This is a genomic window from Vibrio misgurnus (genome assembly GCF_029635775.1).
Lineage (GTDB): Bacteria > Pseudomonadota > Gammaproteobacteria > Enterobacterales > Vibrionaceae > Vibrio > Vibrio chanodichtyis.
Map to the genome: position 1 here is coordinate 1,341,346 of NZ_CP113241.1, position 12,018 is coordinate 1,353,363.

Consider the following 12,018-nt stretch of genomic DNA (forward strand, 5'->3'; position numbering starts at 1 on the left):
AAGTACAAAGCTGATTAGTATGCATAAGTTAAGTGAGTTCAATGTTGGGTTTCCCATGCACATGCTGCTTCGCAGCAAGAGTATCCCGTCTATCGACAAAAGGACTTGTCGATACCTACCCTACGTGATGTCACAATCAGCCTGAATGGTCATCACGCGTGTCCCCCAGAAGCTCAGTCTGAGATTGGCGCGAACATTAGCATAAAAGGAAAGTCAAGCGCAATCGTTTTTAATACTTATTCGCATCAGTTACAGGGTCTAATTGATACAAAAAGTTATAAGCCCGCACATGACTTATTTTGCTTAACTGGACTCAAGTTATCCACGTTCCGGTTGGCTATCATCAAAGACAATAAATTGTAGGATATTCAAAAAATCAGCCATAAAAATGCCCCCGCTTGGCGGAGGCTAGAGTTGTTAAATCGCGATAAGAATTACTGCGCAGCTTTCAGCGGTAATGAGAGACGCAATAGAGCGTAGCCCAATAATGCCGCAGTGGTAGAACCCATTAAGATCCCTAAGCGAGCGTAAGTATCATACGCTTGATTCGCTTCACCAAACGCCAACGATGAAATGAAAATCGACATCGTAAAGCCAATTCCACACAATACTGATACGGCAAAGATATGCTTAAAGTTGATCCCTTCTGGTAGCTTCGCCACACCCAGCTTGACCGCAGCCCAGCTAAAGCTAAAGATCCCAATCGGTTTACCTAAGAATAGTCCGCACGCGACTCCAAGCGGTAACATTGAAGTCAAGCCTGCGATAGAAACACCTTGTAGTGAGATTCCCGCATTGGCAAAGGCAAACACCGGCAGAATCGCGAACGCAACATACGGATGCAGCGCATGCTCAAGGTGTTTTAGCGGAGAATGACCGTCTTTAGCGCCTTTGAGTGGGATAGCAAAACCAATCACCACACCAGCCAATGTAGCATGCACACCGGATTTCAATACTGCGAACCACAAAATCAAACCCGCGATAATGTAAAAACTCAGTTTGGTCACGCCCTTAGCGTTGAAAATAAACAACAGACCGGTCATCAGCAAACCCACAGCCAGAGCAATGATGGATAAATCACTGCTGTAGAATAGGGCAATAATCACCACCACACCGAGATCATCAATAATCGCCAGCGCAAGCAGAAACACTTTTAAGCTAATCGGAACCCGTTTACCGAGTAGCGCCATAATACCGAGCGCAAAGGCAATATCGGTTGCCGCGGGGATCGCCCAACCTTGAATTGCTTCTGGATCATTAAAGTTGAACAGCACATAGATTAATGCGGGGGCGAGCATACCGCCGACCGCAGCAATCGCTGGGAAAATCGCCGTTTCACGGGATTTGAGCGCACCTTCTAACAACTCACGCTTTACTTCTAAACCAATCAACAAGAAAAATACGGCCATTAAACCATCGTTGATCCAATGCGATATTGACATACCCAGCACATAGGTATGTAGCAAGGCTTGGTATCCATCACCCATCGCTGAATTGGCAATCATCATGGCTATAGCAGCCGCAATCACAAGTAAAATGCCACCCGCAGATTCCATTTTGAAGAAATCTCGAATCATGTCAGGCATAAGTTTGTCCTTAAATTATGTTAATAATTGATTAACAACAGAAGCCCAAGAGTTTAGCTAGGCTTAGCTCGATGGAAAAATCGATTGTAATGAGGCATTAATTCGGTTTTTCCGAACAAACATTGATTTTAGCGTGAAATTTGACCGATATTATCGCAACACAATCCCTTGCCGTATTCACCACAAAAAATCGTTCACACGCTTTCAGCGCGAAATCCCATCACCGTGATGTATCCCAATCAGTAGCCGGATAACTGTATAAAACCGGTTTGCGTATGCGAGCCTAAAATTTTAATCCGCCCCTCCCAGTAAGGGATCAGAAACGAGTGCCAAGCCTCTTTATCCAGTGGTTCAATCGTCACATTGATTTGCAACTTAGGGATCACCAGCCGCCAACGCAGTGGCAGACGTTTACCATTACTGAGTACCGATACAGAAAGCGCTTCGAGTTGAATATCTTGATCAGTTAACACCACGCTGGGAGCATGGCGCGAATGAAACATACCATAAACATAATCCGCAACGCCTTGATGGCGGACACGGTTAACGGTTAACCACTGCTCATCACTGAGTGGGATCACCAAGCGATCACTACCGATCTGCGCGTTGGCAACCAAATCACTGCCCCACTCTTTACTCAACCATGCTCGGCCAGTGACACGCCGTGTCGGTTGCGTACCACTGAGGGCTAACTCTCCTTGCAGCACAATATTCGGTTGTTCAAATTGATAGCTGGCCAGCGCCAGTAAATCTTGCCGGACTTGATACCCCTGTTCACCCGCTAAGCGATAGGCCCCTTGAGCTAATAATTGTAGATTAAGGCTAAATTCATCCGTTACCAGTTGCAAATGTCCCGGAAACGGCCCAATACCGAGTGAGCGCCACGACCAATTATCAATCCACATCCGAAAAGGCTGCTTACCAATTCCAGCTTGGCCAATTCCACCACGAGCCATTTTTTGATCGCGCAACGCGATCTTTTGACCATTAATCACAATCGAAGAGAAATAAAGCTGCGGAGTCTGCCAGCCGACACTATTGCGATCATCTTGCGCTAAACGCAGAAAATTCCACTGTACACTCAGTGACTTACCTTGTTCATCTTCCAGCAAAGCATATAGCATCCACCACTCTTGGGCAAATTCAGGGCGCGAAAAAAAATCTGCAGGTAAACGTACCGGATAATTAGGCAGTACAGGTTCAAATGCCGCTTGAGAAGTAGCACGTGGAGCATACGCAGTATTGTATCCTTGGTTAAGATTTTCATCTTGCTCATAACCCACCCAGCAACTCACGGCCAAGAGTATCGCGAGCGCAATCCCGAGCCATTGATAACCACGTTTATGCAGACCAAGCATTTATAGCGCCTCTCGCAATGATTTCATCGGTGATTTTCGCGCCAAGCGAATGACCGGCAAGGCTCCTGCTAGCATCAAAGCCACCATCGCCCAGCCGATAGTATGCAGATACTCTCCGAGTACAATTTGCAATGGCATTGTCCAACCAAATGAGGGTTTAATTACCAAATCAATCACCAAGTGAGCCAGAGTCAGCCCCAATGGCAATGCGATCAAAAATGAAATCGCGCCAAACACCAATAACTGCATGCCACCGATCAACACTAACTCTTTGCCAGAAACACCAAGACAACGCAGTAATGAGATATGCCGTAAACGAGAAGTTTCACCGGCTAAAGTCGAGAAGAAGATCCCGCACACCGCAATCAACAAGGTAATGTTGCCGAGCGTACTTGCAATCGAAAAAGTACGATCAAACACGCGCATTGCATGACTATGTAGATGAATGTTATCGACCACCCGATCGGCGCTGAGCCTAAAAATAGCATTCAAACGTTGCTTAATTCTTTCACCGGCCTCCCCTTTACCCGCAGCCCCTTCGTTCAGCACCACGGCTAATACCACATTACCAGAGCCAGCAAACGCGTTGATCCAATTCTGATGCGAGACCATCACTTGATGGTAGGGATTTCCGTAATCGTAATAAACGCCGAGTACGGTCCAATTTGCCCCCATTGGCTCAGGCAGATCGATCGAATCGCCGGGACGAATACCGAGTTTAAGCGCCATTGATTCACTGACCATCACGCCACGAGAGTGATGTAAATGATACCAGTAGTTCATCACACCAAGTTTTACCGTCAATGAGTCTAATTCACCTTCTGAAGGGCCAGTACTGACAATTTGCACCAAGCTATGTTGCGAAGTGAAATCTTTTTGCCAGCGCTGCCATACCGAGTTCACCTCAGGTTGTATTTCCAGCCAATCACTCATCAGCGCTGAAACACTATTACTAGGATAGAGATAGAGATCTGCCGCCAGCCGCTGGCTTAGCCAGCGATCAGTGGTATCTCGAAAACTACCGACCATGGTTTCCACGCCGATATTGGCCGCCAACGCCACCATAAAGGCCATCGTAGCGACGCCGCGATAACTCATACTCGCTGCCGCATCGGCAAAGAACCAACGAATTTTAACCCAGCGTAAAGTGTAAGAAAAACTGGTGAACAGCGTCCAAATTAGATATGGCGTAATCAGTGCCACGCTCAACAAAATTAAACCGATGATGGTGAAACCGGATTGCTGAGTTTGCGAGACTTGATAAAGTGCTATCGCCGCCATCACTAACACACAAGCCAACAACGCTTGTAACTTGAATTCCTTGCCAGCAAAACGCACCAGTGAAAGGCGGGCGGATAAACGAATCGGTTGTGAGCGCAATAAACGCACTAAAGGCCAAGCGCAAGAAGCCACTGCGGCAAATAGCGCCATCAATAAACTGTAGCTACTCCACGACCAGTTCCAAGCAATCGCTAAATCTATATTCGCGTTATACAAATAGCCCAAACTACTTGCCACTGCAGGGATTAACTGATTAGCCAACAGTAAACCGAATACGTTACCACATAGCCAGCACAGCAAAACTAGAAGCAATAATTCAACCAGCATTGCCTGCATGAGCTGCCAACCACTGACTCCGAGTTGTCTGAGCATTCCCACCAACGGCTGTCGTTGTACCATCGACAGTGACATCGCCTGATAAAAAATAAAGATGCCAACCAAAAAAGCCAACATTCCCATGGCGGTTAAATTGAGATGAAAAGCTTGGGTTAACGACTCTAATTCTGAACGGGTACTACGGGTTAAGGTTAAGCCATTCGGCAAATTTTTTTTCAGCCTATCCAGCTTGGCGGGCGGCATATCAGCACAGGCGATCACTGTCAGTCCTGAGCCTTTTTTCAATCTGCGCACCAAAGACAGATCGGCAATCACTCGCATCCCGGAGACTTGATTGCCGGCATCAATGGTGATCGGCCCAAGAGTTGAACCATCCTCCAAAACAATGTGATCACCCTCTTTCCAGCCCTGTAATTTAGCCAGCTCTTGGCTGACCATCACCGGATAAGGCGGCTGCATCAGACGCAATCCCGTTTGCTGGTTTAAGGTCTTACCACTGTCAAGTGAGAGTAATGCAACAGGATCGACCCCTTGGAGCATGATATCCAGTCCAGCGCGGGTACTGATCCGATAATCATCAAAAGGCACACACTGCTCAAAGCCATCACGGCGTAATTGAATATAAAAACCTTGTGGAATTTTATTGGCGCTCAGTTTAGAGCGGATTCGATAAGGCAGAGGGTTCGCAAACAGTCTTTCGCCATGCTCATAGCTTTGTCTGGCATGGTGATTGATCGCGGTCACCCCAACCAATAACGAAACACCGAGTGTCAAGCCGAGCCAGACGAGAAAAATCTGTAATGGATAGCGTCGATAATGCCCCAGTAGTGCCTTAACTACGGGCCATAACATGCAGTTGCCCTCCTTGCAGGCGAATGCAGCCATCCATATGCTGCGCTACTGTCTCACTGTGCGTGACAAGCAGCAGCGCACAATTTAATTCACGGGTTAAGCTGGTTAATAAGCGCATCACCGCTTCGGCATTGCGCTCATCAAGACTACCAGTCGGCTCATCAGCGAGCAGGATCTTCGGCTCCATATACAAAGCCCGTGCAATCGCGGCGCGTTGTTGCTGACCACCAGACACTTCTTCTGGATAACGGCCAAGCAACGGCATTAAATCGAGTGCGGAAAGAATTTGTCGCCACAGTTCAGCATCTTCAGGCAACCCTTTAAGCTGGCGACAGAAACGGATGTTATCGGCAATATTCAAAGTCGGCAGCAAATTATATTGTTGGAAAATCTGCCCGATATTACCACGCCGAAAGGCGGTACGCTGGTGCTCAGAGGTGCTATGCATTGGAAATCCGGGAAACCAAATTTCCCCAGAATCGGCACTATCAAGACCAGCAATCAAATTGAGCAGTGTACTTTTACCTGAGCCGCTTTCGCCCATCAGTGCTAACTGCTCCCCGAGGTTCAGTCTCAACTCAGCGCCCTGCAAAACCGGATGAAATTCATCGCCGTCTACATAGCCTTTGCATAGGTCGATTAGTTGTAGCATCAAACCACTCATTGCCGATAATGGAACTGGAACCCGAATCTACACCAAAACCCTAAGTGGAGAAAGTATTTTGGATAGCCGATCACACCTTATGCATTAATTTGCAAATATCCAACAATTAATCTTTAGTTTTCAATCAGATTTTTCATCCATCTCTTACTTTTCATGCGGTGCAATGAGCTACCCCATTTCACCAACTCTTCGGTAAGAAACAGCCAATAAATCCATTCTGGATCAACTTTCAGCACCAACGCGGCAAACGCCGCCAGTGGGATACCAATACACCACTGCGCCACCATATCTTGAGCGAGACAGTATTTCACATCCCCCCCAGCACGCAGTACACCGACAATCACCATCATCGGCAGTGAGCGCAGCACGATCCCGATACACATGATCACGATAAATTTCTCTGACAGCGCACGCGTCTCTGAACTCAACGCACTAAAGGCATCCAGTACTGGGGTTTGCACTGTATAAAGCGTGATCGCGACCAGAACTCCGACAATCACACTGCAGATTGTCACACCAATGGCTTGATAATAAACGGCTTGATAATTTTTTGCTCCCAGTTGATTGCCGACCAAGACCGAGGCAGCACTCGACATCCCAATCAATAAACTCAGTGAAATCGATTCAACCGGCGTCATCACCGATAATGCCGCGAGTCCCTGCACCCCAGTTTGTCCCATGATCGCATGGTAGGTAAATAAACCCGCAGCCCAAGCTAAAAAGTTAAAGGTGGTCGGCAGTGACAAGCGCAAAAAACGGCTAATTTTCGGCCAATCCAACACCGCTTTTATATCCAGCCAACCAAACGCCATTAAATGCTGTTTGCCATACAGATAACTGTACAAACACGCAACTTCGATAGCACAGCTCAACAAAGTAGCAATTGCCGCGCCTTCAATCCCCATCTCAGGAAAGCCGCAATGACCAAAAATCAACATCCAGTTCAGCACCACGTTGGCCACAATACCAATACCGCTGAAAAAGGTGCTCACACCAGGTTTATGCATCGCCCGTAGCCCTACCGCCATACTGCTAACACATGCCACCGCAAACATGGTCAAAGCAGTGATGATCAAATACTGGCTGCCCAGTGCATTCACCTGCTCAGACTCGGTGGTGAGTGACATAATTTGCTGCGGGAAAAATAAGAACAGTAATACGGTAAACAACGCGAAGAAATTGGCGACCAACCAGGTCAGCGCGGTACTTTCACGTACCCCTTTGCGATCGCCAGCCCCCCAATATTGCGCCGTTAATAATGCCCCACCAGTGGTGACCCCAACCAGCATAATGGTGGTCACGAAAGTGGCACGAGCGGCTACACCGACCGCGGCAATTTCTGCTTCACCCAACTGACCGAGCATCAAAACATCAACTAAACCACGGCTGGAGAACATGATATTTTGCAAGGTGATCGGCAGTGCTATCGCGATCAAACGGCGAAAAAAATCCCCTCGCATGTGGGATAAAACGTGAGAGACAACAGACACAAGATCACTCCAAAGCGTGATGCTCGTCCTTTTTTTAGGTTAGTGAAGGACATAGCAAGCAGAAAAAAACTGCGGCTATTATACTCATGTGAGCATAGTCACAACAAACGATTAAACAGGCGGGTAGATGAAAAAAGTCTTAGTACTGGGAGCATCCGGTTATGTGGGAGCACAACTGCTGCCACGACTGCTAGAAGCAGACTATCAAATCACTGCCGCTTCGCGCAGCATAGAAGATCTCAATGCCCGCTTACCCACTCATCCTAACCTGACACTTCTGCGTTTAGATCTCGCCGATCGCCAGCAAACACTCGCCACTCTTCCCCACTACGATTTAGTATTTTTCTTAGTGCACGGTATGGCGCACGGCGGTGATTTTGTCGATTACGAATTGTCATTGGCCCACAACGTCAAACAGGCTCTCGATGCTAGCCATAGTCGGGTACAACATGTCATTTACTTAAGTTCACTGCAGCCACAATCTCATCGTTCTCCCCATCTGCAAGCTCGTTATGAAACAGGACAAATTTTGCGTCAGTCTCATGTTCCAATCACTGAGCTTAGAGCCGGTGTGATTATTGGTGCCGGCTCCGCTGCCTTCGAAATCATGCGTGATTTTGTGTATAACCTGCCCATATTAATCACCCCCCAATCGATCGATGCGCAAGCCAATCCGATTGCACTGAGCAACCTGAATACCTATCTACTTAAGTTTGCACAAGAGCAACCTTCTACCGATCAAATCTTTGAGCTGGGTGGGCCGGAGATATTGAGTTATCGCGAACAATTTCGCCTACTATGCCAACTGACTGGCAAACCGTTTCGCCTGTGGTCAACCCGCTGGCTTACTCCTTATATCGCTTCACACTGGTTAGGGATAGTAACCTCAGTACCCAGCGCCATTGGTCGCTCTCTACTGGCCGGATTGACGCACGATTTCATCGCAGATAACCGCGCGATTATCGCACGCTATCCACAAACCTTGCTGTCTTATCGTGACGCCGTCACTCAAGCCATCAATAGTGAAGGGACTTTCGTACGCAGCCAAATTTGGGGATTTGATCCTAACGCCATTCAACGCTGGCAACCGGGCTTTGGTTATTACCCTAAGCGAGCGGGAGCTAGTATCAAAACCGAGTTAAGCAGTTACGCCTTGTGGCAAGTGATCCAAACGATTGGCCAGCGCGATCAAGGCTATTTCTTTGCCAATAGTCTGTGGCGAGTTCGTGAATGGTTAGATGTGCTGTTTGGTGGTGAGCCACCGATTCGGCATCACCCTGCTGGTGCACAATTAGTGGTGGGTGATTTTATTGATTCGTGGAAAGTGATCCGCTGCCAACCGCAGCAATTTTTGTCATTGTTATTTGGTATGAAAGGCCCAGGTTTAGGCCGTTTAGAATTTATGATTGAAGATCTCGGTACTCAACGACGCCTTAGCATCACTGCGTGGTGGCATCCACAAGGTTGGCTAGGCTTGCTGTATTGGTATGCCATGATGCCAGCGCACCTATTTATCTTTCGCGGTATGGTACGCGCCATCATCAAAAAATCCCGCCACCATCAGTAACGGGATCTAGGATACCAGAGGCACGAAAGCGTTATTCAACTCGAAAAGAGAGTGGAATTTCTGCCAGTTGGGTTCCATGGTTGGCCGGAAAAATCAGGTACTCGCCGTGATATTTAACATTCGATTTATAATCGGTCTGCTTATGTACCATAAATCCAGCCGCAAACGCTTTTTCGATAAAAGCCGCATGGTGACCACGTACAAACCAATTCATCGGTTTAGCCAACACTTTTCCATCAAAACACGCTTCACACTGCACAGAGCAGAGCGCCAGTGAATTTTGGCCATCAGTAAAAATCTGCACTTTCCCCGCATTGACCAACGGCTCAGAAGTCGAAACTTCCCAACCTGCTTGCTCCATCTCATCCAGAAAAGCTTCAATCTGCTGATCGGTGATCGGTTGATTGTCTTGTTCAGCAAAAAAATGCGCATAATATGCCGAAATCCGTTGAAAGGTTGGCAACAGTTGCGACTGGTTGCCTTTCGAACGCCCCGCTTTTTGCCACTGAGTCAAATCATCGCCCACACAGCGGTCAAAACGCTGAGCTTTGAGCGCTTTGGTTACCCAATGCACTAAAAAATGGTTATTCGCCACCGGTGCGTTGGCCAGTTTGCCCGCTTTATGCTCCGCCGCGAGTTCCGCCAGTGCCGTATTGACCACATGTTGAATTTCTAAATAGTAATTTGCCATTATGCATTTTTTCCTAATATCCAATAGAAGGCACCCGATAACACCGAGCAGGCCGCCATCACTAAGATCATCGGCCAAGTTTGCGTACCGGGTAGCGCTGAGACCACCACCCCAATCACCGATCCGGTACCAAAACGCAGCGTGCCGGCTAACGATGAAGCGGTGCCCGCCATGCGTGGATATCGGCTCAGCAATAGCCCCATTGAATTACTACCAATGGTCGAGATGGTGCCCACAAACAGCACCACAAACGGTACAATTCCCCACAAGCCACAATCCAGTAACCAGCCAATAAACAGACCAGTCCCAGCCAGCAGTTGGATCAACAGTGCAAAGCGCAGCATGTTGTGCGAGCCGACTTTTTTCACAAAGCGACCATTGAGGCTAGTCATCGCGATCATTGCGACAATATTGAGCCCAAACAGATATCCGAATTGATCAGGGCTAACACCATAAATATCAATATAAACAAACGCACCAGCGGTTAAGAAAGCGAACATGCCAGCAAACGAAAAAGCACCGGAGAAAATCAGCCCCATCGCGACCGGATTTTTGCACAGGTCAAAGTAGTTGCGCATGGTATTACGAAAACGTAGCGGTTGACGGTTCTCTGCGCTCAGCGTTTCTGGGATCTTCCACAGCACCATCGCAATCACTAGCACGGCAAACAGCGCTAACACCCAGAAAATCGAGCGCCAACCGAACCAGACCGCTAAATGACCGCCGATCATCGGCGCGGCTAACGGGGCCAGCGTGATCACTAAGGTGACAAACGACATCGCGCGGATAAAATCTTCGCGATCAAACATATCGCGTACCACGGCTTGGATCACCACCGCGGCCGCGGCACCGGCAAAACCTTGTGCGGCACGAATATAGGTTAATGCTTCGATACCATTAGTGGTGGCGCTGGCCACGGCACCAATCCCAAACAGAAAAATCCCGCATAGCATCACCGGACGACGACCAAAACTGTCGGCCAGTGGGCCATGCAGCAATTGCCCGATGGCAAAACCGGCGGTATACGCGGTCAGGGTAATTTGTACTGCGCCAGCATTAACGCCAAAATCACGGGCAATGGTCGGCATCGCAGGTAAATACATATCGATCGCTAGTGGCGTCAAAGCACCAAGCGCACCGAGCACAATATAAAGTAACAAGCTCATTTGAGGTGCTTGTTGAGCGTTGAGAGTTGGGGCTGACATAATTCTCCGTCAAGCTAACTGGTGGTATTAAAAATCATGTTTTAACATGTTATCCCCTTCGTACTTGAAGCTGCAGCGGTGTTGGCTAGGTTCCTTCACCCTAATCACATAGTTTACCTATGCTCATGGGGACTCATTCACTTGCCGCCTACCTGCAACTCCAAGTCGTTTGGGTATAATTATGGTCAAAAACATCGCCATTCACCCGTTTTAATTGAGCAATCATCGATCTCAAAAAGCAGTTTTTGTTGCCAAACTAGAGCGATTTTTCCTAACCAAAACTATTTCCAAACTGAAGCGATTTCTGATTCCGTTAAATAACGATACTCACCCGGCTCAAGCTGCTCATCCAAAAGAATGTGACCGATCCGCTCACGGTGCAAGCCGATCACTTTATTACCTAATGCCGCAAACATACGTTTCACTTGATGGTATTTACCTTCGTGGATGGTAAGCAGAACCTCGGTGGCACTGATTATCTCTAACTGAGCGGGCAAGGTCAGTTCGCGTTCATTGCGCAGTTCAATGCCTTGTGCAAATTGCTCGGCATAATCGGCTTGGATCGGATCAGCCAGCCACACACGATAAGTTTTTTCGCATTTGTGTTTGGGGGATGTCACGCGGTGCGACCATTGACCATCATCGGTGATCAGCAGCAAACCTGTGGTATCAACATCCAAACGTCCGGCGAAGTGTAGATCGTGAATATTCACTTCATCGAGCAAGATAAAGGCGGTTTGATTAAACCCATCCTCGTGCGAGCACACCACACCCTCAGGCTTGTGCATCATAATATAGCGCGGACCCTGTACGCTGATTTCACGCGCTTGCCACTCAACCCGAGAGTTCGGTTTAAGCTTAAACGCACCACTTTTTTGCACCACTGCATCAACGGTTACTTCACCGCTTTTGAGAAGCATCGTCGCTTCTTTACGCGTAGTACCGAGCGCATCACACAGGAATTTATCTAAACGCATGCTTACCTCAT

The 12,018-nt window shown here is 48.0% G+C and carries 9 protein-coding genes; 1 reads left to right on the forward strand and 8 read right to left on the reverse strand.

Features of this window, described 5'->3' with window-relative positions:
* Nucleotides 1-434: 434 nt before the first annotated feature.
* The 5 genes from nhaA to OOK74_RS06350 form a co-directional block, all read right to left on the reverse strand.
* The gene (gene nhaA / locus OOK74_RS06330) at nt 435-1,586 is read right to left on the reverse strand and encodes a Na+/H+ antiporter NhaA (RefSeq protein WP_166014895.1); all 1,152 of its coding nucleotides are present in this window, start codon (nt 1,584-1,586) and stop codon (nt 435-437) included.
* A gap of 239 nt (nt 1,587-1,825) precedes the next feature.
* Nucleotides 1,826-2,944, reverse strand: a complete 1,119-nt coding sequence (locus OOK74_RS06335; RefSeq protein WP_278182446.1) for a lipocalin-like domain-containing protein — start codon at nt 2,942-2,944, stop codon at nt 1,826-1,828.
* Nucleotides 2,945-5,413 (reverse strand): ABC transporter permease, encoded by a 2,469-nt coding sequence (locus tag OOK74_RS06340; protein WP_278182447.1) that lies wholly within the window; start codon nt 5,411-5,413, stop codon nt 2,945-2,947. It lies immediately after the preceding gene.
* Entirely contained in the window at nt 5,394-6,065 is a 672-nt protein-coding gene (locus OOK74_RS06345) for an ABC transporter ATP-binding protein (RefSeq protein ID WP_274721502.1), read from the reverse strand. Before OOK74_RS06345 ends, OOK74_RS06340 begins: the two co-directional genes overlap by 20 nt.
* 125 nt (nt 6,066-6,190) lie before the next feature.
* Complete coding sequence (locus OOK74_RS06350; protein ID WP_278182448.1) at nt 6,191-7,567, reverse strand: MATE family efflux transporter; 1,377 nt, start codon at nt 7,565-7,567, stop codon at nt 6,191-6,193.
* Between the two features lie 127 nt (nt 7,568-7,694).
* On the opposite strand from OOK74_RS06350, the gene OOK74_RS06355 reads away from it, so the two are divergent.
* Entirely contained in the window at nt 7,695-9,134 is a 1,440-nt protein-coding gene (locus tag OOK74_RS06355) for a DUF2867 domain-containing protein (RefSeq protein ID WP_274721500.1), read from the forward strand.
* A gap of 31 nt (nt 9,135-9,165) precedes the next feature.
* On the opposite strand, the gene OOK74_RS06360 is transcribed toward OOK74_RS06355, so the two are convergent.
* From OOK74_RS06360 to rsuA, 3 genes are all read right to left on the reverse strand, one after another.
* Nucleotides 9,166-9,825, reverse strand: coding sequence for a DUF2913 family protein (locus tag OOK74_RS06360; RefSeq protein WP_278182449.1), 660 nt, complete (start codon nt 9,823-9,825; stop codon nt 9,166-9,168).
* A complete protein-coding gene (locus OOK74_RS06365) occupies nt 9,825-11,030 on the reverse strand; it encodes a Bcr/CflA family multidrug efflux MFS transporter (RefSeq protein WP_278182450.1) in 1,206 nt (401 codons plus the stop codon). The genes OOK74_RS06360 and OOK74_RS06365 overlap by 1 nt, the downstream gene beginning before the upstream one ends.
* 281 nt (nt 11,031-11,311) lie before the next feature.
* Nucleotides 11,312-12,007, reverse strand: coding sequence for a 16S rRNA pseudouridine(516) synthase RsuA (gene rsuA / locus OOK74_RS06370; protein ID WP_278183257.1), 696 nt, complete (start codon nt 12,005-12,007; stop codon nt 11,312-11,314).
* Between the last annotated feature and the right edge of the window lie 11 nt (nt 12,008-12,018).

What these genes read in the sequence shown, in the direction of transcription:
- nhaA (WP_166014895.1), bottom strand. Translation starts at nt 1,586, where the DNA reads ATGCCTGACATGATTCGAGATTTCTTCAAAATGGAATCTGCGGGTGGC.
- OOK74_RS06335 (WP_278182446.1), bottom strand. Translation starts at nt 2,944, where the DNA reads ATGCTTGGTCTGCATAAACGTGGTTATCAATGGCTCGGGATTGCGCTC.
- OOK74_RS06355 (WP_274721500.1), top strand. Translation starts at nt 7,695, where the DNA reads ATGAAAAAAGTCTTAGTACTGGGAGCATCCGGTTATGTGGGAGCACAA.
- rsuA (WP_278183257.1), bottom strand. Translation starts at nt 12,007, where the DNA reads ATGCGTTTAGATAAATTCCTGTGTGATGCGCTCGGTACTACGCGTAAA.
- OOK74_RS06340 (WP_278182447.1), bottom strand. Translation starts at nt 5,413, where the DNA reads ATGTTATGGCCCGTAGTTAAGGCACTACTGGGGCATTATCGACGCTAT.
- OOK74_RS06360 (WP_278182449.1), bottom strand. Translation starts at nt 9,825, where the DNA reads ATGGCAAATTACTATTTAGAAATTCAACATGTGGTCAATACGGCACTG.
- OOK74_RS06345 (WP_274721502.1), bottom strand. Translation starts at nt 6,065, where the DNA reads ATGCTACAACTAATCGACCTATGCAAAGGCTATGTAGACGGCGATGAA.
- OOK74_RS06365 (WP_278182450.1), bottom strand. Translation starts at nt 11,030, where the DNA reads ATGTCAGCCCCAACTCTCAACGCTCAACAAGCACCTCAAATGAGCTTG.